The following is a 22,416-nucleotide window of genomic DNA, read 5'->3' on the forward strand; positions in this document are numbered from 1 at the left end:
AATAGTATAAGAGAGGGAATGGGACCCTCTATTCTTAAACGTGAAAGAATGCGCCTTTTAATGTTGGCGCATTGCTTTCATTATACCATGTTATTTATTTTCAATTAGCAGTGGTGAGCTTTCTTCTACTGCTTTTTTTTCTAATTCTGCCAGTCTTGCCTCAAAAGTTGTAAGCTCATGGTCTTTATCGATTTGATAAGCTAATTTATCGATATATGCTTCTAAATCTTCAAAGTTTGTTTTATTATTTTTGGCAATCATTCCATCCATTTGATGATGGGCGCGAGTTACATTTTCTTTCCCCATCAGCTGTAATTGACGTACTTTCATATCTTTAATTTTATGCTTCATTGTTTCAAATTTACGCTCGAGCTCGAAGTATTCACGAGTACTTGCTTCAATGCTAGCTTTTAATGTAAGGTTACGAGCTGAATAAGCTGTTACTTCATCCGTAGCGAAATCAATTAAGTCCTGCTCTCCGCCAGATTTTGCTAATGCTAATTGAGATTCACGTTTCGCTAGTAAATCAGCGTTTTCTTTATATTCTTGTTCTAGCTTTTCTTTTAATTGCCCTTGTCGCTCTAATAATTTGCCTGTTTGTTCTGTTTGTTTTTCTGCTTCACGAATGTATTGATTTAACATCGCAATCGGATTTTTTTGTTCCTTCTTATCAAATAATTGGTGTAAGTCTGCCTCTACTGTATATCTAAAACGTTGAAATAAGTTCATTTAAAATCGCTCCTTTTATTTTGTTAAATTTGACCATTCTTTTTCAAAGTTTGTAAACGGATCTTCTTCTTTTTTTCTTCAATTGTAGGGATTTTTACATCTTCGCCATTCCATTTTTTATAGATAACATAGATAATGGCGATGGCAGCAAGACCTACCATTGCTGGAATGTTAGACACTGCTGATAGGACACCGATTAGACCAACTGTAAACCAGAAAATTTTACCAAAAGATGACTTACTAGCAATGTAGAAGTGCATGCCCAGTGCTACAAATAATCCAGAGAATAGTAACCCCGCCAGTGGTCCAATTAACGCTAGTGCAACACATGCTGCAATGACGCCTCCAGTTAATAAAAGAAATTTTTTCATTTGTTTTAGCTCCTTTCGTTTGTACCTTTATGTTACCTATTTACAAGATTGTCTAAAACGGACTCGAAATTGATTTTGAACTAGGTCTTGAGGCTGAGATTCATCTAGGCAGCCATAATAGAAGGTTTTTGGCCATGTTTAACAAGCTTTTTGCTTGTTTTTGGAAAAATATTAATTATTTTTGGTTGAAAGTACCATTTGTCATAAAGTCATTTATAGACCCGAAACTAGAATTTTTTCGACAAAAATAGAAGAGAGATCCCTCCTTCGTTTGACAAATAAACAAGATTGAATGAGCTATACTTATGAAAAAGAAACTGAGCGAAGGAGGATTTCTGGTGAGAACCTATTCTATATATAAGATAAAAGAAGAGCATTTAACGTTTATTTTTGGCAGAGAGCGTAAGTTGTTAGAGATGATGCAAGGTTGTGAAGATGCCAATGAGAAATCCTTAAAAGAGCTTGCATATATATGTGAATCCGTTCGTTTTGAGGAGATTGCAGCCATGTTAGAGCATCAACTTGATTCCAAATATGCACACCTAGAAAGAGCTCGTAATGCTTTGTTTTTAGAACATCCGATTAAAGGTAAAATGGCTATTTATTTAGTAGATCGTAAAATTTGTGTTTATTGCGAAGGTTCGCGAATGCTAGATTTAGATTTATTTCAAATGCTTGCTAAAATGAGTGAACGTTTTATTGCTTTTAATAAACAGGATAATGAGTGTGGGTGGTTAAAGCCGATGAAGTATACAATGCACTAGGAAAATTCACTACAATATATAGTAACACGCTATTATTTGGTGTATAATGGAGCGTGGAGAGTTTTTCTCGGTATATTGTAGTGGAGGAGGTTGGTTGTATGCCTACATGGGGCTGGATTATTATCGTAATTATCGCATTAGCAGCGGGCGCAGCACTTGGTTTCTATTTCGCTCGTCAAGCTATGATGAAATATTTGAAAGAAAACCCACCTATTAATGAGCAAATGATTCGTATGATGATGGCGCAAATGGGTCGTACGCCGTCTGAAAAGCAAGTACGTCAAATGATGGCGCAAATGAATAAATTCCAGAAGTAATTTGGAATGTTCCGAGCAACTAGTTCAAGCTTAACTAGTTGTTTTTTTATTTTTAATAGTATTTAAATAATTCTTGAAAATCATACAACTCTATCGGGAAACTATGTATAATGGAGTTACTATACGGAAGGGAGTTGTGTATATTGCAAAAAGAAAAAACAAATGTAGAAAGTTTTGATTTAGATCATACAAAAGTGAAGGCACCTTATGTTCGTTTAGCAGGTGTGAAAACGGGCAAAAATGGCGATGAGGTATATAAATACGATATTCGCTTTAAACAGCCAAATAAGGAGCATATGGAAATGCCTGCATTACATTCTTTAGAGCATTTATCTGCTGACATTATCCGTAATTACTCTGATCATATTGTTGATTTCAGTCCAATGGGTTGTCAAACAGGCTTCTATGTGTCCTTGATCAATCATAATGATTATGAGGATTTATTAGCTATTTTAGAGAACACATTTACAGATGTGACAAAGGCAACCGCAGTGCCTGCCTGCAATGAAGTGCAATGTGGCTGGGCTGCTAGCCATAGTTTAGAAGGGGCCCAAGCATTAGCGAAAGAGTTTTTAGCGAAACGTGATGAATGGCATATTATTTTTGAAGATTAAATAAAATAAAAACCTTGCGAGTAAAATGACGCAAGGTTTTTCATTGCCCTAAAAATGGAATGGAATGACATTCGAAGAAGAAGAATCCCGATTGATTTTTTGATAAATAAAATTGTCTAAAAAATCATGAATTAAATCCTCATATTCATCCATATTTTCATTAAAGGATTGTGCATGTGCCCCCGTATCAAAAAGTTTTAATTTTTTTGGACCGGTTTTTTTATTGTAGAGATCGAGTGACATGGAAGCTGGAATAAACGTATCTGGAATACTATGGATAAAGAGCACAGGTTTTTCAATATGTGTGACGGCTTCGGCAGGTGTTACACTTTTAAATGAGTAACCATCTCTAAGACGAACAAAAAAGTCAGCAAAACGAATAGGAATAATGGAGCCATATTTAAATTCAGTTTTCGCAATTTGTTTGAGTAACATAGAAAAGTCCGAGAACGCGCAATCTGAGATATAAAAATCAGCGCCATCCTCGACTGTTCCTGCATAGAGGAGCATGGTTGCAGCACCCATCGATTCACCGTGAATGCCAAGTATAGCATCCTCTCCAATCATGGCTTTTACTGTTTTCACCACGGCATCAAGATCGTTTTTCTCATAGTAGCCATAGCTTGTTGTCTTGCCTCCAGATTCACCATGGCGGCGGTGGTCAAATATAACGGAATTATAACCAAGTCTTTCAAAAAGGCGAGCATATTTCACGGAATTTATTTTATTTTCGGTAACACCGTGGCAAATGATGATCGTGTTATTTGTTTGCAATGGCTGAAACATAATGCCTCGAATTGTATAGCCATTTGGAGAATCAATATTCAGTTCACATTTCAAGTTTTTATTGTACCAAGCCTCATCAAAGCGCTTTGCGGTCGTTTCTCGTTCCCGTATAAATTCAGGGTCTTTTTGTTGGATATACATTAATTTATTGGAAAGCGCGAAGCCGAACAGACCTGTTGCAGCGGCGGCTAGCGTTGTTGTAATACCAGAGAATAAAAGCATCTTCTTTTTCATCATAAAACACCTCCACATGCTGTTTCTTATTTGTAATGTTCCCAACTAAGATTGTTTAAAACACGTCAACATTTTACAATATCTTTGGCAAAACTGCGATTATTTCTATTATCGAAAATCGTCAAAATATTTGTTAAAATATACATATCTGCTAGTAGCATATGCATGCAGTGTTGATTCTTGAACGGGGAAAAGGGGAGAATGATTATGACAAACGAGGTAGTAATCGTGAGTGCGGTGCGTACAGCAATCGGCTCATTTCAGGGGACATTAAAAGACGTACCAGCGACAACGTTAGGTAGCATTGTCATTAAAGAGGCATTAGTGCGTGCTGGCGTAGCAGGAGAACAGGTCGATGAGGTCATTATGGGGAATGTTTTATCGGCAGGACTTGGACAAAATCCAGCGCGTCAAGCGGCAATTAAAGCGGGGTTACCTCAAGAGGTATCAGCTTTAACAATTAATAAAGTATGTGGATCAGGTTTAAAGGCTGTTCATTTAGCAACACAGGCGATTTTAGCGGGAGATGCAGAGATTGTTGTTGCAGGTGGATTTGAAAATATGAGCCAGGCTCCATATGTCTTAAAAAATGCACGAGAAGGCTTCCGAATGGGCGACCAAAAGGTAGTAGATACAATGATACAAGATGGCCTATGGTGTGCTTTTAACGATTATCATATGGGCATTACAGCTGAAAATTTATGTGATATGTATCAAATTTCTCGAGAAGAGCAGGATGCTTTTGCAGCTCGTTCTCAGCAACGCGCAGAGGCAGCAATTGCAGCGGGCAAGTTTGAAAATGAAATCGTTGCTGTTGAGATTCCACAGCGCAAGGGAGAGCCACTGCTTTTCAATAAAGATGAATTTCCACGAGCAGGTGTGACAGCAGAATCATTAGGTAAGCTACGACCAGCATTTAAAATGGATGGCTCTGTCACAGCAGCGAACGCGTCTGGAATTAATGATGGTGCGGCAGCGGTAGTGGTGATGTCAAAGGAAAAAGCACAAGAGCTAGGCATTCAACCAATTGCGATCATTACAGCGAATGCTAGTGCTGGTGTAGATCCTGCAATTATGGGTACAGGTCCTGTAAAAGCAGTACAAAAAGCGCTGACAAAGGCTGAGATTACTTTAAACGATATCGATTTAATTGAAGCAAATGAAGCATTTGCAGCACAATCAATTGCTGTAGATCGTGAATTAAGCTTTAATCATGATAAACTAAATGTTAACGGGGGTGCTATTGCTCTTGGTCACCCAATCGGTGCAAGTGGTGCTCGGATTTTGGTAACGCTATTACATGAGATGGAAAAGCGTGATGTGAAAACGGGCTTAGCCACATTATGTATCGGTGGTGGACAAGGCGTAGCAACAGTTGTGAAGCGCCCTTGATGTCAATAAGAAGGTGAATATAGAAATGGGAAAGAAACGAAAACAGCAACAACATACTGACAATAGCGTAACAGCTAGCCTACCTAAGCAAGAGGCCGTTACATTAGCAGATCAGCTAGGTGGCGATGTGCTAGCAAAATTAAAAGCAGCGAAGCAAGATTTAACTGCTAAAGAGCAGGCGGCAGAAGAAGAGCGTCAGGCAAAATTAGCTTTTGAACGTAAACAACGAGAAAAAAACAAATCGTTTGAAGAACTTTTAAACGAATACGGCGATAAAGGTACTAAATATTAAGAGAGAACAGTGAATTCACATAGGTGGGTTCGCTGTTTTATATTTACAGCATAACTTTTATATGGTTGTGGTCGATATATAAGGAGAGATTTTTGAAATTAATGGAACGGGAGACGCTGCCAATAACATATACCTAATTGTAGTTTAGTATCAATTAAATTATGTTAGGAGACCAACATGGTAGAATTACAAACGAAAAGAATAAGATTAATTCCTTTAAATGCTAAGTATCTTAATTTACTAATAGAGCATGAGGAGCAAATGGCGGCGGAGTTGTCATTAAGTAAAGGTGTAGGGAGTTTAGATTGCGAGCTTAAACAAGCGCTGTATTTTAGACTTTGCAAAGTATTAGAAGATGAGCCAAATTATCTATGGCATACGAATTGGTTACTTGTATTAAAAGAAAAAAATTGTGCTGTTGGTGGCATAATGCTAAAAGGTACGCCAAATGAGCAAGGGGAAGTGGTGATCGGGTATTATACTTTGCCTCCTTATATGGGGCAGGGCTATATGACAGAATCAATCATAGCTCTAAAAGACTGGTTACTCCATCAGCCAAATGCAAAATACGTTATCGCTGACACGGAAAAAGAAAATATGGCTTCCCATCGAGTTTTGGAAAAAGCAGGGGCTGTCTTGTTTAAAGAAACGAAGTCCCTCTATTTTTGGCGGTTCCACCTTTAAATAAAAGACAAAAGGCTATAATTGAGCCTTTTGTCTTTTATTTTTGAGTATTTTTCTTAGTGCAACAACGAGACTAACAAAAACAATGGCTCCAGCTGTATCGACAAGCACATCTTGAGCACTCATTGTACGACCTGGCGTAAAGCTTTGACGAAATTCATCAAGCACCGCGATTGTAGCCGTTCCACCGATAGCAATACTTGCTGCAAAACGTCTTTTTCCCCAGGCGAAGTAAAGGCCAAGTGCGATGCATCCAAATCCCATGAAGTGTGTCAATTTACGAATTAAAAACTCTACAAATGGAAAATAACCTCGCTCTTCCACTGAAACGATGGTTCCCCAATAGGGAATTTTTAAAATAGATAGTTGTTTTTCAAAAGGTTTATTGGCGAGCAAATCTTCTAATTCTGGTAGTATACTCTGTTGCTCATAGGTCATACTAGAGGAGATTACTAGCACAACTAGACAAATGAGTAAAATTAGCCATTTTTTCATCGATGTTCTTGATAGTACTCATTTTTTGTTAGCTCATTAGCTACCTTGAAATCTGTTATTGAATTAATTTTCTCGTAGGAAGCAAGCGTTTGTGCTAGTTGTTGTTGAGAGCTTGCGCCAATGACCGTAGAAGCGATTGTCGGCTCTTTTAGATTAAAAGCGATAGCCAAAGCATGCAAGTTATCATAGTGTAAAGCTAAGTCTGTTAACGTTGTTGTTAACTCCTCAGCAGTATAGGTGTTTAAACAATTAACATGTTGAAGACGTTGTTGCCAGCTATTTGTTAATAAGCCCTTTGCCACTGTGCCACGTGTTACAACAGAAGCATCCTGTTTCGCAATAAAGTTAAACCATTCTTCAGGGCGGCGATCGAGGGCACTGTATTGCATCATGACGCTTCTAGCCGAGCTTGCAGGTAAAAATCGCTGCAATACATTAGGACGAATGGAGGATATACCATATTCACGAATGAGCCCTTCTTTTTTAAGTCCTTCAAATGTGTTAATTATCCCGTCCCAATCATCTTCGATTGTGCCACCGTGTAATTGATATACATCAATGTAGTCTGTTCCTAAACGTCGTAAGCTAGCATGGACAGCTTCTTTTATATAGGATGGTGATGCATCCCAATGCCAGCCATCTACCCCTTCTGCCCACCGATTACCTACCTTTGTTGCTAGGATGACATCATGACGACGCTTACCTAACGTTGCGCCAATAATCTCTTCATTTGCACCATAATCATATAAATCAGCTGTATCTATATAGTTAATGCCAGCATCTAATGCCATATCGACAATGGCAGCTGCTTGTGTTTTATCTGTCGAAAGAGACATGCCTCCTAAACTAATCTCTGAAATAAACAATTCACTTGTACCAAGCTGTCTTTTTTTCATACGAATGACCTCCTTCGATTTCTCTACTTGTAATGGTACAATGAACATATCTGAAGAACAAGCGAGGTTATCGTCAATGAAAAAGTTTGAGGAAAAAACAACGAAAACGACACCGATCTATGACGGAAGAATAATAAAACTACAAATTGATGATGTCACTTTACCAAATGGACAGGTTGCAAAACGTGAAATCATTAAGCATCCAGGTGCCGTAGCGGTGATTGCTGTTACGGACGAGGGTAAACTAGTGTTAGTAGAACAATACCGCAAAGCGCTGGAGCGTTCTATTATTGAAATTCCCGCTGGAAAGCTAGAGCCAGGTGAGGAGCCAGTGATAACAGCACGTCGAGAATTAGAGGAAGAAACAGGTTATGGCGCGCATCAACTTACTTTTTTACAAACATTTGCAACATCACCAGGCTTTGCGGATGAAGTTCTTCATTTGTTTGTGGCGAGGGGATTATATACAATAGACAATAAAGCAGATTTAGATGAGGATGAATTTGTCGAACTATTAGAAGTTTCGTTGGAAGAAGCACAAGTAATGGTGGCTGACCAGCGTATATATGATGCTAAAACAGCATTCGCAGTGCTATGGCTAGCTGCAAATTTAGAAAATAATCTTTTAGCATAATAGAGACGGACGAGCATAAGCTGTACAAACCTTGATAGAAAAGGAGCATGTTTATGTCTCGTACGGTGTCTATTTTTTATCACGCTTCCATCATTGCAGTAAGTTTTGTTTGTGGCGTTATTTTCTTTCATATTATTGGTGGACCGAAAGCGGAACCCTTTATATTATTTATAGAGCCTCGTTTAGCAGATGGGGACAGGCAATCCATTTTTCGTTTAGTACTGCCTGTTGCTATTTCCATAGGTCTTATATTATTACTAGCAACACATAGCGTCTTAAAGGTGTTAGTGCGTGTGACTGTAGCCATGCGTGCCACTTTTTTTGGCTTTAGTTCGGTTTTTTTATTACAAAAACTTGAAGCTTTTTGGCTTTATACGATTTGGTGGTTTCCATTTCAGCTCATCTATTGTATATTGTTGCTAGTCCTATGCAATTTACTTGTACCCGCTTGGTCAAAGCGAAAAATCGGGAAACAAGTATCTGGTCGGACAATTTTGTTGAATTTTATCGCATTTTTCATCATAATAGTTGCTGAGTTTATTGTTATTTCTTATGTGTTAAAATGATGGATTGAATAGACCAAAATTGTGATCAGATAAAAAAGTAGAAGCATGTTAGAAATCTATTCACTATCTTGTAATAGGATTTACTCCTTTGGTATAATGGAAAGAGTTTAGGGGGGCGTCACATGGAGAGCCGAATTGATCGTATAAAAAAACAGTTGCATAGTGCTAGTTACAAGCTGACGCCGCAGCGAGAAGCGACAGTTGCTGTTTTGCTTGAGCACGAAGAGGACCACCTAAGTGCTGAAGATGTTTATCTTTTAGTAAAAGAAAAAGCACCTGAGATTGGTCTAGCTACTGTTTATAGAACGTTAGAATTATTAACTGAGCTCAAAATTGTCGACAAAATCAACTTTGGCGATGGCGTATCGCGCTATGATTTACGCCAAGAGGGAGCTGCCCATTTCCACCATCATCTAGTTTGTATCGAATGTGGTGCTGTTGATGAAATTCAAGAAGATTTACTTGAAGATGTGGAAGCCGTTGTTGAAAAACGTTGGAACTTTATCATAAAAGATCACCGACTAACTTTCCACGGCATATGCTGGCGCTGTCATGATAAAAACGACGAATCGAATGAAGAAAAATAACGAAAAACTGTCTGTTTTAATCTTTGGTATAGATTGAATCGGGCAGTTTTTTGTTTTTTTTATTGAAGTATAGACACCATTAGGGTTGGTGGTTTATGTCGAATGGAGGGTCCTTTAGCACATTTCTTAAGGCCATGCTAAAATAGAGAATAATTGACAGTGAGGGGGCGTTGTGATGAATGAATTTCAATATGCAGTAGAGGACTATATCCATTTTATTCAGGTGGAAAGGCAGTTATCTGTTAATACATTAGCATCCTATCGCCGAGATTTAGAAAGCTATGTACATTTTTTAAAGGAAGCAGAAGGTATGTCTGATTTTAGTGTGGTAGAACGGACAACTATATTACGCCATTTAGAGCAATTGCGGGCACAGGGAAAGACAAGTCGTACCATTGCCCGTCATATTTCATCGATTCGAAGTTTCCATCAATTTTTACTACGAGAAAAGCGCGCAGAAACTGATCCGACAGTCCATTTGGAGATGCCGACAATTGAGCAAAAGTTGCCTAATATTTTATCTATCCAAGAGATTGAGGCTTTACTAACAGCTCCAAATAAAAGTAAGCCACAAGGTATACGTGATCTTGCCATGCTGGAGTTACTATATGGGTCTGGTATGCGCATCAGTGAACTTATTGCACTGGATTTAGCTGATATTCATTTAACCATGGGCTTTGTACGTGTATTTGGGAAGGGTGGCAAGGAGCGAATCATTCCACTCGGCAAAAGCGCACTTTCGGCAATAAATGCCTATTTAAATGGTGCTCGTAGTCAATTACAGGGAAAGTACCCCAAAACAGATGCGTTTTTTATTAATCAAAGAGGGAAACGTTTAACAAGGCAGGGTTGTTGGAAATTAATGAAGGAGCATGCGTTAAAGGCAGGCATCCAACATGAATTAACACCACATACATTGCGTCATTCCTTTGCCACTCATTTGGTTGAAAATGGAGCCGATTTACGAGCGGTGCAGGAGATGCTTGGTCATGCAGATATTTCTACTACCCAGATTTATACACATATTAGCAAAACAAGATTATCTGAGGTCTATAAGCAATTCCATCCACGTGCTTAAAAGATAATAGGAAAAAATTATGTTTCAGTCGGATGTCTGACCTTTATTTTTCGCATTTTTTTGGTAAAATAGAGTCATGAGATTAGGAGGCAACCATTATGAATAAACCTTTTAACAAAATCCATGTTGTTGTCATGGATTCCGTAGGTATTGGTGAAGCGCCAGACGCTGCTAAATTTGGGGATGTTGGCGCACATACACTAGGACATATCGCTGAAAAAATGAATGGGCTTACAATGCCAGTAATGGAGTCATTTGGTTTAGCGAATATTGAACCATTGCATGGAATGCATGCAACTACTGACCCTAAAGCATACTACGGTAAAATGCAAGAAGCATCAGTTGGTAAAGATACGATGACTGGCCATTGGGAAATCATGGGGTTAAATATTGATAAACCATTTAAAGTGTATCCAGATGGGTTTCCAGCAGAGCTAATTGATGAGCTAGAGAAACGTACAGGTCGGAAAGTGCTATGCAATCAGCCAGCAAGTGGTACACAAGTAATTGAAGATTTTGGGAAGGAGCATATGGAAACAGGTGCGATTATTGTCTATACATCAGCCGATCCTGTTTTACAAATTGCTGCTCATGAAGAAATCATTCCACTAGAAGAGTTATATAAAATTTGCGAAATTGCTCGTGAATTAACATTACAGCCTGAATATTTAGTAGGTCGCGTCATCGCACGACCATTTGTGGGTACGCCTGGAAACTTTACTCGTACATCCAATCGTCATGATTATGCGTTAAAGCCATTTGGTCGTACAACAATGAATGTTTTGAAGGACGCGGGGTTTGATGTGATTGCAATTGGAAAAATCTCAGATATTTTCAATGGTGAAGGTGTGACAGATGCTGTACGTACAAAAAATAATATGGATGGTATGGATCAATTTGCAGAAGTTGTACGTCGTGACTTCCGTGGTCTAAGCTTCTTAAATTTAGTCGACTTTGATGCCAATTTCGGCCATCGACGTGATCCTCTAGGCTATGGACAGGCATTACAAGAATTTGATGCACGTCTACCAGAAATTCTAGAGGTAATGTCAGAAGACGATCTATTAATTATTACAGCAGATCACGGCAATGATCCAACCTTCCCAGGGACAGATCATACACGCGAATATGTACCACTCATTGTCTATTCACCACGTTTTAAAGGTGGTGCGGAACTTGCGCTTCGTGAAACCTTTGCAGATATTGCAGCAACAGTTGCAGAAAACTTTCATGTAGAAGCACCGCCATTCGGTAAAAGTTTCTTACATGATTTGAAATAAGGGGGTTTTTTGTATGAATATGGTTCAATTGTTTGAAAAGAAAAAACAAGGATTAGAGCTTTCTCAAGCTGAAATTCAGTATTTTGTTGAAGGCTATACGACAGGCTCTATCCCAGATTATCAAGCAAGTTCTTTATTAATGGCGATACGTTTACTAGGCATGTCTGATGATGAGACATTTTATTTAACAAAGGCAATGATCGAATCAGGCGATGTCATTGATTTAACATCTATTGAAGGCTTTAAAATTGATAAACACTCAACTGGAGGGGTTGGTGACAAGGTTACACTTGTGGTTACGCCAATTATTGCTGCTCTAGGAATTCCTGTTGCGAAATTTAGTGGTAAAGGCTTAGGGATTACTGGGGGGACAATTGATAAACTTGAATCCATTCAGGGCTTTAAAACAGAGCTTTCATCACAGGAGTTCATTGATAATGTCAATCAGCATAAAATTGCCGTTGCTGGACAAACAGGTAATCTAGTACCAGCCGACAAAAAATTATATGCATTACGTGATGTGACAGGTACTGTCGATTCTATTCCATTAATCGCAGCGTCGATTATGAGTAAAAAAATTGCAAGTGGTGCCGATGGTATAGTCCTCGATGTAAAATGTGGCTCAGGTGCGTTTATGAAGACGCAGGAAGAAGCACAGCGTTTAGCAGATACAATGACGGCTATTGGAGAAAAACTTGGCCGTAAAGTCATCGCACACATCAGTGATATGGATAATCCTTTAGGGAAAATGATTGGTAATAAGCTTGAGGTAGTGGAGGCTTATGCCCTATTAAGTGGACGTATGGAAGAAACGCATGAAGATTTGGTTGATGAATGTGTTGTCATCTCTTCCTTGATGTACCAAATTGCGGCAGGTGTGAATGAATCGGAAGCGACAGCTGCTGTTAAGCGAGTGCTAGCAGATGGCTCTGCAGCTGCAAAATTCGAGGAGTTTATTGTGGCGCAAGGAGGAGTAGTCTCTGATATCGTTCAAAATGACACAGCTCATAAAGTAGCAGTGACAGCGGTTTCAGAGGGCACGGTGGAGACGATTAATGCTTTATTAGTTGGAGAAGCAAGTGTTAGTCTAGGCGCTGGACGTTTAACGAAGGAATCAAAGCTTGATTATGATGCAGGAATTCAGCTAATCGCCAAAAAAGGTGATCATGTTAATAATGGCGATACGATTGCTTATTTGTATTCAAATCAGCCAATTGACGAAGAGACAATTAATAAAATTCAGCAAGCTTATACAATTGCATAAAGATTTTTAGCGAGAGCCCTCACTTATGAGGGTTCTCGCTTTTTTGTGCGTTCGATGAATCGCCAAAATTTAGAGCTCGATAGCGTTTAGAAATTGTAGATTTATCCCATACTGCACATAACCTAAAAAGCTATAAGTATGTCGATTAGACACTATTTCGGAAGACTTTGCACTAGTTCTGTCAGCCACAAGGATTCAACCTATTGAATGTGGAATTGCACGAGGAGGAGGCGATGTTCATGCATTATCAATTAGAAATGGTCACAAGAGAGACAGTCGTTATACGTTTGTTTGGGGAGCTCGATCATCATGCCGTTGAACAAATTCGAGCGAAAATTTCTGCAGCAATTTTTCAAGGCACTGTGACGACCATCATTTGGAACTTGGAAGGACTATCTTTCATGGATAGTTCGGGAGTTGGATTAGTGCTTGGTCGTATGCGTGAGTTAGAGGCAGTTGCTGGGCGAACTATATTATTGAATCCATCGCCAACAATGCGAAAAGTATTTCAATTTTCAGGTTTAGGACCGTGGATGATGGATGCAACAGAGGAACAAGCGATTGATCGCGTAAGGGGGATTGTAAATGGATAACGAAATGACATTAACTTTTTTGGCAATTAGTGAAAATGAAGCTTTAGCGCGTGTAGCTGTTACAGGCTTTATTGCTCAATTAGATCCAACTATTGATGAGCTATCAGAATTTAAAACAGTTGTCTCAGAAGCAGTTTCCAATGCTATTATTCATGGCTATGAAGAAGATGGTAAGGGTGTTGTGACAGTTCATGCTAAACGTGAGGATGATATTGTGACAGTATCTGTCATGGATAAAGGGATAGGAATTGAAGACGTTAGTCGAGCGATGGAACCATTATTTACAACAAAAAGTATGATGGAGCGTTCGGGTATGGGCTTCACGATTATGGATAGCTTCTCAGATCAGCTGACAGTTATATCAAAATGGCAAGAAGGAACAACTGTAACATTCACGAAGAAATTTTACACAGTTCGCACAGCGGTAATGTGAGGTTAAATCCGTGAAGCCGTTAGAACAGTCGTCCGATAAGCTATTGTCTCAGGAGGAAATGCGTGATTTAATTGCACGCGCACAGCAGGGCGATCATGAGGCTCGTAAACGAATGGTAGAAGGCAATACGAGACTTGTGTGGTCCATTGTTCAACGTTTTACAACGAGAGGTGTTGAGCTTGAGGATTTATTCCAGATTGGCTGCATAGGGCTCATGAAATCTGTGGATAAATTTGATTTAACCTATGATGTGAAATTTTCAACCTATGCTGTACCGATGATCATTGGAGAAATTCAGCGCTTTTTAAGGGATGATGGTATGGTGAAGGTGAGCCGCTCTATTCGTGAGCTCAATTTTAAAATCCGTCATGCTACAGATGAATTTATTAAAAAGAACGAACATCCACCAACCATTCAAGAGCTTGCTCAGGTGCTTGGTGTGACAACAGAGGAAATTGTTACAGCATCCGATGCATTGAGAGACCCTGCCTCTCTTCATGAGCAATTGTATGAGAGTGAGGGTGATTCCATTACACTAATGGATCAAATGAAGGATGAAAAATCGGAGCAACCATTTGATTACATCCCATTAAAAGAAGTACTAACGAGACTTGAGCCAAGAGAGCAGTCTATCATATATCTTCGCTATTTTTCAGATTGCACGCAAACTGAAATTGCAAATAGATTAGGTATATCGCAGGTACAGGTTTCCCGATTAGAGAAAAAAATCCTTGCCCAGCTGAAAAGTTGGATGGCAACTAGTGCAACAGTGGAGCAGGAAGTAATAAAAAAAGACATCTAAGAAAATGGTGACAGCATGACAAATAAATTATTTAACAGCTTAGAAGAAGCCGAAGATTTTCTTATAGAACAATTTGGTGACGGCGAATCGTTTGACGTTGGTATTAAACACTTATTTGTCAAAGATTTGCCGGTCCTTTGTGCATATATTAGTGGGCTTGTAGATGGAGAAGCTTTAACACAGTTGCTGTCTAGCATGCTTCCAGATGAGGACATTGAAATTGATGTAGAGGATGAGAAGGAATATTTTGAGTCTTACTTTAATTTCCATGGACGTTCAGAAGAAACAGAGCGTAAAGCCTATTTACTAGCCATTTTAAGTGGACAAGTCACCTTTATTACTAAAAGTGGCTATTGCTATGTTGCAGAGCTTAGAAACTATCCAGGACGCTCTCCAGAAGAGCCAGATAATGAAAAAGTTATCCGTGGATCAAGGGATGGCTTTACAGAAGGGATTTCTCAAAACACAGCCTTAATACGTAGGCGAATTCGTAATAGTAATCTACGTTTCGAGCTACATAAAATATCCAAAATCGGTCAAACCGACGTGGCGATCGCGTTTATGAAGGATGTTGCCAATGAAGATATGCTCGAAAGTTTACGACAGCGTCTTGGACAAATAAATCATGATGGCTTGACGATGGCCGATAAATCATTAGAAGAATGGCTCTTTAAACAAAAGTTCCACCCAGTTCCATTTGTACGTTATACGGAGAGACCTGATATTGCTGCAGCTCATCTACTTGAAGGGCATATAGCTATATTAGTCGATACTTCTCCATCTGTTATTTTAGTACCTGTTACAGTGTTTCATTTATTGCAGCATGCAGAGGAATATCGTCAGGCACCCACAGTAGGGACGTTTGTACGTTTTATGCGATATTTTGGCTCTGTAATGGGTTTACTTTTATTGCCATTGTGGTATGTATTTGCAACGAATGAATCCCTACTTCCAGATGCCCTCTCCTTTTTAGGTACGGAGGAGAAATCGCATGTACCTTTATTACTACAAATTTTGATTGCAGATATTGGAATAGAATTTTTGAGGATGGCCGCCATTCATACTCCGTCACCATTGTCCACTGCGATGGGATTGGTTGCGGGGGTAATCATTGGTCAAATTGCGATTGATGTTGGATTATTCTCTTCAGAGGTGGTTCTCTATACAGCGGTGGCAGCCATTCTTATTTTCATTATTCCGTCCTATGAGCTTAGTATCTCCATTAAAATTTTTAGGTTACTGCTACTTCTGATGACGGGTCTCTGGGGTGTCAATGGGTTATTTATTGGTTTATTTTTATTGTTTACGTATTTATGTTCATTGCGACCAATGCAGGCACCTTATTTATGGCCGCTTGTTCCATTCTTTCCAACAGCAATGCTTCGCGTCATTATTCGCTTCCCAATGACAGCGGATGCACTAAGACCTTATGTAGTCGCTTCCAAACAGCGAAAAAGATCATAGGAGCCGTTGCACTCGTTTTTTTCATGTGATAAAGTTCACATATAGTATTTTGTGATTTTTGCAAAAATTATTTTCATTCAAGAAAAAGCAAGTACTATACATTTGTTTTTTTATATGTGAAGGAAATAATTTTTTGATGGAATGGTTCTAATATAGTAAAGAACCCTTCCACTTTCAAACCGTAAAAATAACAAGATGGAACGATGTGAAAAGGGAGAGATGCACATGCATTTATATGGAACACAAGCGATTTCTGAAGATGGTCATTTAACAATTGGACAGGTAGACACATTAGAGCTAGCAAAAGAGTATGGTACACCACTTTTCGTGTATGATACTGCACTTATTCGTAAGCGTGCGCGCAGCTTTATCGATACGTTTAAAAAACTAGGTGTAAAAGCAGAAGTAGCTTATGCTTCAAAAGCATTTGCATGTGTAGCGGTGTATCAATTAGCAGCAGAAGAAAATTTATCATTGGATGTTGTATCTGGTGGAGAATTATTTACTGCTTTAAAGGCAGGTTTCCCTGCAGAGCGCATTCATTTTCATGGTAACAATAAAAGCATTGCTGAATTAGAGCTAGCTTTTGACTCCAAGATTGGATGTATTGTTGTAGATAATTTCTATGAAATACAGCTTTTAAAAGATATTTCGGAGCGCCGTCAGCAAAAAATGCGTATATTATTACGTGTTACACCAGGTGTTGAAGCACATACGCATGATTTCATCACGACAGGTCAAGCAGATTCAAAATTCGGCTTTGACTTAAACAATGGTCAAGCAGATGAAGCATTCCAACAAACATTTAACCATGAATTCCTAGAGCTACTTGGTTTACATTGCCATATTGGCTCACAAATTTTTGACACTGCTGGTTTTGGATTGGCTGGAGAAAAATTGATTGACAAAATTTCTGATTGGAACAAGACTCACGGATTTACATGTACTGTGTTAAACTTAGGTGGGGGCTTTGGTATTCGTTATACTGAAGAAGATGCACCGCTTGAACCACAAGTATATGTAGAGGATATGATTACAGTTGTCAAAAATAAAGCAACTGTTCTTGGACTGAAGATGCCGGAAATTTGGATTGAACCAGGTCGATCACTTGTAGGTGATGCAGGAACATCTCTTTATACAATCGGTTCACAAAAAATTGTGCCAGATGTGCGAAAATATATTGCTGTCGATGGAGGTATGAGCGATAATATCCGTCCCGCATTATACGACGCTAAGTATGAGGCAGTCATCGCAAGTAAGGCGAACGAGCCGAAAGATGAGCTTTATACAGTTGCTGGTAAATTATGTGAATCTGGCGATAAATTAATTATTGATGCTAAACTACAAGATGCTGCTTCAGGTGATGTGTTAGCCATCTTCTGTACAGGTGCGTATGGTTATTCGATGGCTAGTAACTATAATCGTGTGCCAAGACCTGCAGTTGTATTTGTAGAGGATGGACAGCATCAACTAGCTATTCGCCGCGAAAGTTATGAAGATATTGTGCAAAACGATCTCCCGCTAACTTTAAAAAAGGGTGAGTAAATTTGAGGAAAAATAAGTGGGTATTACTAGCGTCCATTACAACATTTATTTTATTATGGGGCGTAGTCTATTGGGTGTTGGCGTCGAAAGGTATTCTCGGACCTGGTTCGTAAGACAGAAATTGGCTTGCGGTAAAAGTACAAATCGTGTAGGATAGTCAAAGATTATGTACAGCTAGAAAAAGAGGGAATAGACAAATATGTTAATTCGATATAAAAAAGCTTTAGAGAAAATAGCAATGGGGCTACTTTCATTTATGCCTAACGAAAAAGACGTAAAAAAGCTTACAGAAACCATCCACTCCTATGAAAATGACGATAATTGGGTTTTATACTTATGGAAAAAGAATGATGAATATGTTGGCATTGTAGGGCTTGTTGTTGACGAGCATAATATAGCCACAATCCAGCACGTGTCGGTGATCCCTTCCTATAGGGGAGAGGGCGTAGCAACGGAGATGCTTCAAGAAGTGGCGGAACTTGGCCAATATGAAAGTGTGCGTGCTACAGATGAAACACGTAGTTTTGTTCAAAAATGTATTCATTGTATCGATGAAAAAGCAGACGATTAACAACGTCTGCTTTTTCTTTGTTTGCTTTCTTGTCGCTCTGCAAGAATATGTGAGCGATCTCGAAGCATATGTTTATGAAGAAGATAATTTGAGCTATTTGATGGCAAAAGCTTTATACGTGCTAGGGCTAAATCCAGCAAGTGAGGTGAGAGAGGAAGCTGGAAAGTTTGAAAGGACTTGCCCATTTCAATCGAAGTGATAGCTTTTGTTATTTGTGTTAGGAGTTCAAGATAATCAATTTCTTGGAAAAAAACATGCCCTTCATTTACTTGAAAGTTATGAAGTGCTTTTTCTAAAATTCGTTTAGCACCAGTATTATTACCACGTCGCCAATGATAGAAACCTGTTGCCAGCTGCACATAGCCGACAAGCGGATGCATTTTATCACTAGGTGCAATTTCCTTCCAATATTCCTCTAGCACTTCATGGCATTCAAAAAAATCTTGATTGCCATTAAAATAGGCACAGTAATCTATAAATAAAGTATGATGCTGTGGATGCATTTTGGACTCCTTTCCACTATACTAAAAGAACATAGAATCTCAGGGTGGTAAAATAATGTCTTATGAAGTAAAATTAGAAGCCTTTTCAGGGCCTCTTGATTTATTATTGCATTTAATTCACAGATTGGAAATTGATATCTATGATATCCCAATGGCTGAAATTACACAACAATATATCGACCATATTCATGCAATGCAAGTACTAGAGTTAAATGAAGCAAGTGAATATTTAGTAATGGCAGCAACGTTACTGGCAATTAAAAGCCGCATGTTATTGCCAATTCACGAAGGAGAGATGGAGGACGCAGAATTAGAAGTGGACGGCCCTGACCCTCGTGAAGAACTGGTGCAACGCTTAATCGAATATAAAAAATACAAGGAAGCAGCTAGTAATTTGCAGGAGCTTGAAACAGACCGAGCGCAGGTATTTACGAGGCCACCTGCTGATTTAACAGGATTAGCCTCAGAAGAACAGATGGCTTTATTTGATTTGAATGTGAATATCTATGATATGCTTGGAGCATTTCAGAAATTAATGCGTCGCAAAAAATTAAAGAAACCATTAAAAACTACTGTAGCAAGGCAGGAGCGATCAGTAAAAGATCAAATGCGCTCTGTTGTGGATTCTTTACGATTAACAGGTGGACGTGCATCATTTTTCGAGCTTTTTCCCTATGAAGATAAGCCAACACTTATTCTGACGTTTGTATCTCTTCTTGAACTGATGAAACGTCAGGTCGTCATCGTAGAGCAAGATGGTAACTTTGAAGAATTAACGGTTACCTTACAGAAGGAGGAATGGGAAGATGACGAAAACATTGATGTTACAGAGTAGAATTGAAGCCTTATTATTTGTTGTGGGAGATGATGGCTTAACGATTAAACAACTTTCACAACTCTTAGGAGAGCAGGAAGAGCTGATTCTGCAAACAATGAATACATTGAGAGAAACCTATGAAGAAGATTTAACAAGAGGAATTACGGTGAAAGAAATTGCAGGCGTTTATCAGCTCATTACAAAATCTGATTTTGCCGATACGATTCAAAGATTAGTAGAAAATCCAACCGCACAATCCTTATCTCAAGCCTCCCTTGAAGTGTTAGCGATCGTTGCATACAAACAGCCCATTACACGTGTAGCAATAGAAGATTTGCGCGGTGTGAAGTGTGAACGACCAATCCAAACATTAGTTTCACGAGGATTAATTAAAGAGGTAGGACGGTCAGAAGGGACTGGACGTGCCATCTTATATGGAACAACAAAAGAATTTTTACATTATTTTGGCTTAAATAGTATAGAAGAAATGCCTCCTCTACCTGAAGAGGACCTTGCTGATACAGAACAAGAAACAGATTTATTTATGACGAAGTTCCAAGAGACTTTTAGCGGAGCAAAATAATGGTTAGGTATAATGCGTAGCCTTCAACATAAATTTAAATCTATAATTTCCTATCACATTGAATAAGGAGTGGCTCGTTGCTTCGGTTATTTCGTTTAACACTGTTTATGATCATTGTGTTAATGGTAATGCTTCCTCAGACTAGCTTTGCAAGAGGAGGAAGCGGCTATGCTGTCTTGGATGGCGATACAGGTCGACTTTTAATTGGATCCAATAGCGATGAACGATTACCTATTGCTAGCCTCACAAAAATTTGGACAGCACTTGTGGCAATTGAAAATAGTGACTTGCAGGATGAAGTCGTTATATCCCCTAAGGCTGCTATGGCTGAGGGGAGCTCTATTTACCTACAGGCTGGTGAAACGGTGACAGTTGAAACGTTATTGTATGGCTTAATGCTACGTTCCGGCAATGATGCTGCAACAGCTTTAGCCGAACATGTAGGAGGGTCTGTAGAGGGTTTTGTCAAATTAATGAATGAAAGAGCTGTTATTGCAGGTCTTACCAATACCGTCTTTATGAATCCTTCTGGTCTTCATCATGATGAGCATTTATCGTCTGCAAGAGATACTGCTGAGATGTTAAGACTTGCGTTGCAAAATAAAACATTTGAGAAAATTGCTTCAACGGTACTTTATCGGGCAAATACAGTAAACGGAATGTTATGGGAAAATAAACACCGTCTATTAAGAGAAGGTTCAGGAATGGCAGCAGATATAGATGATGAGACAGAACAGCCTGTTAGTTCCTTAAAGTCAGCCACTGGCACTGCTTTCGCTGGAAAAACGGGCTTTACTAAGGTTGCTGGACGAACACTTGCAACGGCCTTTCAAAAGGACGGGCAAATCTGCGTTGTCGTCACATTAAATGAATCAGATGATTGGAATGTACATCGAGGCTTATCCAATAAAGTATGGCAAGATTATAGTCTTGAAACAGTAGTGAAAAAGGGTAAATACAATGTCAATAAAAAGTTGGCTATTCGTTTACAAGAGCCCGTTCGACTACAGTTAAATAAAGAGGAAAAAGAACAGGTGAGGCAAGTATTACATGTTTCAAGGAAACGCCAAGAAGCAGTCTTGTCTATCTTTATAGGAGAAGAACGGATTTATGCAACGCCAGTAAAAGTTGAATCAGCGGATCGTTAAAAACGATTTGCTGATTTTTTACATTATTTGATCAATTGATGTTAAATTTGGTAAAATGATAATGAATGTAAAATTCTTAATTTTCGAAAAAAAGGGGTGAGGAAATTGAGGGAAGCTTCAATGGAAAGTAATGGTAGGCAAATTCAATTTGGGCTAATCATTATCTTATTCTTATCAAGTTTAATTGTGCCTGTCATTCTTCTATATCCAATTCAAGAGATACTATATCGACCTAATGAATTTTATTATTTTGCACCTTATTTTAATGCTTATATTATCTTTATGGTCTCTTTATTTGTCATGGCCCTCGTACTACTAATCAATTATTTGATCATACCTAAAACGAAAAAAAGAAAGAATATAAAACGTGGTCTAGTATCTACTTCCTTATTAATTGCCTTAGGCTTCATCGCATTAAGCTTTAATACTTATAAATGGATAGATTCAAGAGGTATTCATATGAATCCATTTTTTAGTTTAAAAGTAAATTTTGTCGAGTGGGAAGAAATAGTGAAAGTTGAGCAGGTTAATCTAGAAAAAAGTGGTGTGACAAAGCCTGATCATCTGGTTTTTACATTTCAAGATGGTTCCACAATTGAGGAACCTTTGGCAGGCAACATGGTACTGGCTAAAAACTATATAGCCAATGAGTTAAAGCAGCGTGGCCTAACAATTGAAAATGTATACAAATAAAAGCTGCCGAATGGTAGCTTTTTTGTGTCAAAATAAACATTTTACAATCGATTCGCATGATTATCAAATGAGTATACTGCTAGTAAACAAAACAAAATCTCGGTTCAAATGTTAAGAAATTAACGAACGAGAAATTAGTCGGAATACTTAATTAAAAAATGTGAAATTTGTTTTTCTTTAATAATGTCTAAAAGTATGACATAATTTTCACAGATTAGCGGGAAAAATAACCCTATTCATTGGATCGAAATCGAATGATGACGAACGTGTCAATGTGAAAG

Annotated in this window: 27 protein-coding genes and 1 pseudogene; 22 read left to right on the top strand and 6 right to left on the bottom strand. The window is 38.6% G+C overall.

From position 1 onward, the window contains the following. Positions 1-90: 90 nt before the first annotated feature. Both LBYS11_RS05850 and LBYS11_RS05855 read right to left on the bottom strand, forming a co-directional pair. The gene (locus tag LBYS11_RS05850) at positions 91-729 is read right to left on the bottom strand and encodes a PspA/IM30 family protein (RefSeq protein ID WP_103117636.1); all 639 of its coding nucleotides are present in this window, start codon (positions 727-729) and stop codon (positions 91-93) included. A gap of 15 nt (positions 730-744) precedes the next feature. Next, a pseudogene (locus LBYS11_RS05855) lies at positions 745-1,100 on the bottom strand (ABC transporter permease). Between the two features lie 338 nt (positions 1,101-1,438). On the opposite strand from LBYS11_RS05855, the gene sirA reads away from it, so the two are divergent. From sirA to LBYS11_RS05870, 3 genes are all read left to right on the top strand, one after another. Further along, positions 1,439-1,864 carry a sporulation inhibitor of replication protein SirA gene (sirA, locus tag LBYS11_RS05860; protein WP_004232148.1) on the top strand — a complete coding sequence of 142 codons (426 nt, stop codon included), beginning with the start codon at positions 1,439-1,441 and terminating at the stop codon, positions 1,862-1,864. Between the two features lie 98 nt (positions 1,865-1,962). Then, the gene (locus LBYS11_RS05865; RefSeq protein ID WP_004232154.1) at positions 1,963-2,181 is read left to right on the top strand and encodes a YneF family protein; all 219 of its coding nucleotides are present in this window, start codon (positions 1,963-1,965) and stop codon (positions 2,179-2,181) included. A gap of 110 nt (positions 2,182-2,291) precedes the next feature. Further along, positions 2,292-2,795 (top strand): S-ribosylhomocysteine lyase, encoded by a 504-nt coding sequence (locus tag LBYS11_RS05870; RefSeq protein ID WP_048391314.1) that lies wholly within the window; start codon positions 2,292-2,294, stop codon positions 2,793-2,795. Between the two features lie 48 nt (positions 2,796-2,843). Here LBYS11_RS05870 and LBYS11_RS05875 read toward each other — a convergent pair whose 3' ends face one another. Continuing rightward, a complete protein-coding gene (locus LBYS11_RS05875; RefSeq protein ID WP_036080551.1) occupies positions 2,844-3,815 on the bottom strand; it encodes an alpha/beta hydrolase in 972 nt (323 codons plus the stop codon). 207 nt (positions 3,816-4,022) lie between these two features. On the opposite strand from LBYS11_RS05875, the gene LBYS11_RS05880 reads away from it, so the two are divergent. The 3 genes from LBYS11_RS05880 to LBYS11_RS05890 all read left to right on the top strand — a co-directional run bounded on the left by LBYS11_RS05880 (position 4,023) and on the right by LBYS11_RS05890 (position 6,183). Next, complete coding sequence (locus LBYS11_RS05880; protein WP_199768299.1) at positions 4,023-5,207, top strand: acetyl-CoA C-acetyltransferase; 1,185 nt, start codon at positions 4,023-4,025, stop codon at positions 5,205-5,207. Positions 5,208-5,232: 25 nt separating this feature from the next. Beyond that, positions 5,233-5,499 carry a YqkE family protein gene (locus LBYS11_RS05885; RefSeq protein ID WP_036080173.1) on the top strand — a complete coding sequence of 89 codons (267 nt, stop codon included), beginning with the start codon at positions 5,233-5,235 and terminating at the stop codon, positions 5,497-5,499. 177 nt (positions 5,500-5,676) lie between these two features. Next, positions 5,677-6,183 (top strand): GNAT family N-acetyltransferase, encoded by a 507-nt coding sequence (locus LBYS11_RS05890; protein WP_103117637.1) that lies wholly within the window; start codon positions 5,677-5,679, stop codon positions 6,181-6,183. 15 nt (positions 6,184-6,198) lie between these two features. Here LBYS11_RS05890 and LBYS11_RS05895 read toward each other — a convergent pair whose 3' ends face one another. Next, positions 6,199-6,678 (bottom strand): VanZ family protein, encoded by a 480-nt coding sequence (locus LBYS11_RS05895; RefSeq protein ID WP_066036598.1) that lies wholly within the window; start codon positions 6,676-6,678, stop codon positions 6,199-6,201. Next, entirely contained in the window at positions 6,675-7,574 is a 900-nt protein-coding gene (locus LBYS11_RS05900) for an aldo/keto reductase (RefSeq protein WP_103117638.1), read from the bottom strand. The genes LBYS11_RS05895 and LBYS11_RS05900 overlap by 4 nt, the downstream gene beginning before the upstream one ends. A 76-nt stretch (positions 7,575-7,650) precedes the next feature. Here LBYS11_RS05900 and LBYS11_RS05905 point away from each other — a divergent pair, with 76 nt between their 5' ends. From LBYS11_RS05905 to LBYS11_RS05960, 12 genes are all read left to right on the top strand, one after another. Beyond that, on the top strand, positions 7,651-8,208 hold the full coding sequence (locus tag LBYS11_RS05905; RefSeq protein ID WP_103117639.1) for an NUDIX domain-containing protein: 558 nt from the start codon (positions 7,651-7,653) through the stop codon (positions 8,206-8,208). 53 nt (positions 8,209-8,261) lie between these two features. Next, complete coding sequence (locus LBYS11_RS05910; RefSeq protein WP_004232169.1) at positions 8,262-8,774, top strand: hypothetical protein; 513 nt, start codon at positions 8,262-8,264, stop codon at positions 8,772-8,774. Positions 8,775-8,896: 122 nt separating this feature from the next. Then, the gene (locus LBYS11_RS05915; RefSeq protein WP_004232171.1) at positions 8,897-9,361 is read left to right on the top strand and encodes a ferric iron uptake transcriptional regulator; all 465 of its coding nucleotides are present in this window, start codon (positions 8,897-8,899) and stop codon (positions 9,359-9,361) included. 175 nt (positions 9,362-9,536) lie between these two features. Beyond that, the gene (gene xerD, locus LBYS11_RS05920) at positions 9,537-10,439 is read left to right on the top strand and encodes a site-specific tyrosine recombinase XerD (RefSeq protein ID WP_054550601.1); all 903 of its coding nucleotides are present in this window, start codon (positions 9,537-9,539) and stop codon (positions 10,437-10,439) included. 98 nt (positions 10,440-10,537) lie between these two features. Then, positions 10,538-11,719, top strand: a complete 1,182-nt coding sequence (deoB, locus tag LBYS11_RS05925) for a phosphopentomutase (protein WP_103117640.1) — start codon at positions 10,538-10,540, stop codon at positions 11,717-11,719. Between the two features lie 13 nt (positions 11,720-11,732). After that, complete coding sequence (locus tag LBYS11_RS05930) at positions 11,733-12,983, top strand: thymidine phosphorylase (protein WP_066036602.1); 1,251 nt, start codon at positions 11,733-11,735, stop codon at positions 12,981-12,983. 239 nt (positions 12,984-13,222) lie between these two features. Then, positions 13,223-13,576 carry an anti-sigma F factor antagonist gene (gene spoIIAA, locus LBYS11_RS05935; RefSeq protein WP_004232181.1) on the top strand — a complete coding sequence of 118 codons (354 nt, stop codon included), beginning with the start codon at positions 13,223-13,225 and terminating at the stop codon, positions 13,574-13,576. Next, the gene (gene spoIIAB / locus LBYS11_RS05940; protein ID WP_048391296.1) at positions 13,569-14,009 is read left to right on the top strand and encodes an anti-sigma F factor; all 441 of its coding nucleotides are present in this window, start codon (positions 13,569-13,571) and stop codon (positions 14,007-14,009) included. The genes spoIIAA and spoIIAB overlap by 8 nt, the downstream gene beginning before the upstream one ends. 58 nt (positions 14,010-14,067) lie before the next feature. Beyond that, complete coding sequence (gene sigF / locus LBYS11_RS05945; RefSeq protein WP_004232183.1) at positions 14,068-14,811, top strand: RNA polymerase sporulation sigma factor SigF; 744 nt, start codon at positions 14,068-14,070, stop codon at positions 14,809-14,811. A 15-nt stretch (positions 14,812-14,826) separates the two neighbouring features. Beyond that, on the top strand, positions 14,827-16,275 hold the full coding sequence (locus LBYS11_RS05950) for a spore germination protein (protein ID WP_004232186.1): 1,449 nt from the start codon (positions 14,827-14,829) through the stop codon (positions 16,273-16,275). A 225-nt stretch (positions 16,276-16,500) separates the two neighbouring features. Further along, positions 16,501-17,820, top strand: a complete 1,320-nt coding sequence (gene lysA / locus LBYS11_RS05955) for a diaminopimelate decarboxylase (RefSeq protein ID WP_103117641.1) — start codon at positions 16,501-16,503, stop codon at positions 17,818-17,820. Positions 17,821-18,019: 199 nt separating this feature from the next. Beyond that, complete coding sequence (locus LBYS11_RS05960; protein WP_004232192.1) at positions 18,020-18,391, top strand: GNAT family N-acetyltransferase; 372 nt, start codon at positions 18,020-18,022, stop codon at positions 18,389-18,391. Here the strand turns inward: LBYS11_RS05960 and LBYS11_RS05965 are convergent. Then, on the bottom strand, positions 18,388-18,894 hold the full coding sequence (locus LBYS11_RS05965) for a DUF309 domain-containing protein (protein ID WP_103117642.1): 507 nt from the start codon (positions 18,892-18,894) through the stop codon (positions 18,388-18,390). The genes LBYS11_RS05960 and LBYS11_RS05965 overlap by 4 nt on opposite strands. Positions 18,895-18,949: 55 nt before the next feature. On the opposite strand from LBYS11_RS05965, the gene LBYS11_RS05970 reads away from it, so the two are divergent. The 4 genes from LBYS11_RS05970 (at position 18,950) to LBYS11_RS05985 (ending at position 22,135) form a co-directional block, all read left to right on the top strand. Continuing rightward, positions 18,950-19,729 carry a segregation/condensation protein A gene (locus LBYS11_RS05970; RefSeq protein WP_054550605.1) on the top strand — a complete coding sequence of 260 codons (780 nt, stop codon included), beginning with the start codon at positions 18,950-18,952 and terminating at the stop codon, positions 19,727-19,729. After that, positions 19,701-20,294 (top strand): SMC-Scp complex subunit ScpB, encoded by a 594-nt coding sequence (scpB, locus tag LBYS11_RS05975; protein ID WP_054550606.1) that lies wholly within the window; start codon positions 19,701-19,703, stop codon positions 20,292-20,294. The genes LBYS11_RS05970 and scpB overlap by 29 nt, the downstream gene beginning before the upstream one ends. Positions 20,295-20,371: 77 nt before the next feature. After that, positions 20,372-21,442, top strand: coding sequence for a D-alanyl-D-alanine carboxypeptidase family protein (locus LBYS11_RS05980; RefSeq protein ID WP_054550607.1), 1,071 nt, complete (start codon positions 20,372-20,374; stop codon positions 21,440-21,442). A gap of 105 nt (positions 21,443-21,547) precedes the next feature. Next, complete coding sequence (locus LBYS11_RS05985) at positions 21,548-22,135, top strand: Asp23/Gls24 family envelope stress response protein (protein WP_233732496.1); 588 nt, start codon at positions 21,548-21,550, stop codon at positions 22,133-22,135. Positions 22,136-22,416: the final 281 nt, after the last annotated feature.

Origin of the sequence: Lysinibacillus sp. YS11 (assembly GCF_002896375.1) — a bacterium.
Classification (GTDB): Bacteria; Bacillota; Bacilli; order Bacillales_A; family Planococcaceae; genus Lysinibacillus; species Lysinibacillus capsici.

Coding starts and splice junctions, on each gene's coding strand:
- LBYS11_RS05850 (WP_103117636.1), bottom strand. CDS start 729: ATGAACTTATTTCAACGTTTTAGATATACAGTAGAGGCAGACTTACAC.
- LBYS11_RS05865 (WP_004232154.1), top strand. CDS start 1,963: ATGCCTACATGGGGCTGGATTATTATCGTAATTATCGCATTAGCAGCG.
- LBYS11_RS05870 (WP_048391314.1), top strand. CDS start 2,292: ATGGAGTTACTATACGGAAGGGAGTTGTGTATATTGCAAAAAGAAAAA.
- LBYS11_RS05875 (WP_036080551.1), bottom strand. CDS start 3,815: ATGAAAAAGAAGATGCTTTTATTCTCTGGTATTACAACAACGCTAGCC.
- LBYS11_RS05880 (WP_199768299.1), top strand. CDS start 4,023: ATGACAAACGAGGTAGTAATCGTGAGTGCGGTGCGTACAGCAATCGGC.
- LBYS11_RS05885 (WP_036080173.1), top strand. CDS start 5,233: ATGGGAAAGAAACGAAAACAGCAACAACATACTGACAATAGCGTAACA.
- LBYS11_RS05890 (WP_103117637.1), top strand. CDS start 5,677: ATGGTAGAATTACAAACGAAAAGAATAAGATTAATTCCTTTAAATGCT.
- LBYS11_RS05895 (WP_066036598.1), bottom strand. CDS start 6,678: ATGAAAAAATGGCTAATTTTACTCATTTGTCTAGTTGTGCTAGTAATC.
- LBYS11_RS05900 (WP_103117638.1), bottom strand. CDS start 7,574: ATGAAAAAAAGACAGCTTGGTACAAGTGAATTGTTTATTTCAGAGATT.
- LBYS11_RS05905 (WP_103117639.1), top strand. CDS start 7,651: ATGAAAAAGTTTGAGGAAAAAACAACGAAAACGACACCGATCTATGAC.
- LBYS11_RS05910 (WP_004232169.1), top strand. CDS start 8,262: ATGTCTCGTACGGTGTCTATTTTTTATCACGCTTCCATCATTGCAGTA.
- LBYS11_RS05915 (WP_004232171.1), top strand. CDS start 8,897: ATGGAGAGCCGAATTGATCGTATAAAAAAACAGTTGCATAGTGCTAGT.
- xerD (WP_054550601.1), top strand. CDS start 9,537: ATGAATGAATTTCAATATGCAGTAGAGGACTATATCCATTTTATTCAG.
- deoB (WP_103117640.1), top strand. CDS start 10,538: ATGAATAAACCTTTTAACAAAATCCATGTTGTTGTCATGGATTCCGTA.
- LBYS11_RS05930 (WP_066036602.1), top strand. CDS start 11,733: ATGAATATGGTTCAATTGTTTGAAAAGAAAAAACAAGGATTAGAGCTT.
- spoIIAA (WP_004232181.1), top strand. CDS start 13,223: ATGCATTATCAATTAGAAATGGTCACAAGAGAGACAGTCGTTATACGT.
- spoIIAB (WP_048391296.1), top strand. CDS start 13,569: ATGGATAACGAAATGACATTAACTTTTTTGGCAATTAGTGAAAATGAA.
- sigF (WP_004232183.1), top strand. CDS start 14,068: ATGCGTGATTTAATTGCACGCGCACAGCAGGGCGATCATGAGGCTCGT.
- LBYS11_RS05950 (WP_004232186.1), top strand. CDS start 14,827: ATGACAAATAAATTATTTAACAGCTTAGAAGAAGCCGAAGATTTTCTT.
- lysA (WP_103117641.1), top strand. CDS start 16,501: ATGCATTTATATGGAACACAAGCGATTTCTGAAGATGGTCATTTAACA.
- LBYS11_RS05960 (WP_004232192.1), top strand. CDS start 18,020: ATGTTAATTCGATATAAAAAAGCTTTAGAGAAAATAGCAATGGGGCTA.
- LBYS11_RS05965 (WP_103117642.1), bottom strand. CDS start 18,894: ATGCATCCACAGCATCATACTTTATTTATAGATTACTGTGCCTATTTT.
- LBYS11_RS05970 (WP_054550605.1), top strand. CDS start 18,950: ATGTCTTATGAAGTAAAATTAGAAGCCTTTTCAGGGCCTCTTGATTTA.
- scpB (WP_054550606.1), top strand. CDS start 19,701: ATGACGAAAACATTGATGTTACAGAGTAGAATTGAAGCCTTATTATTT.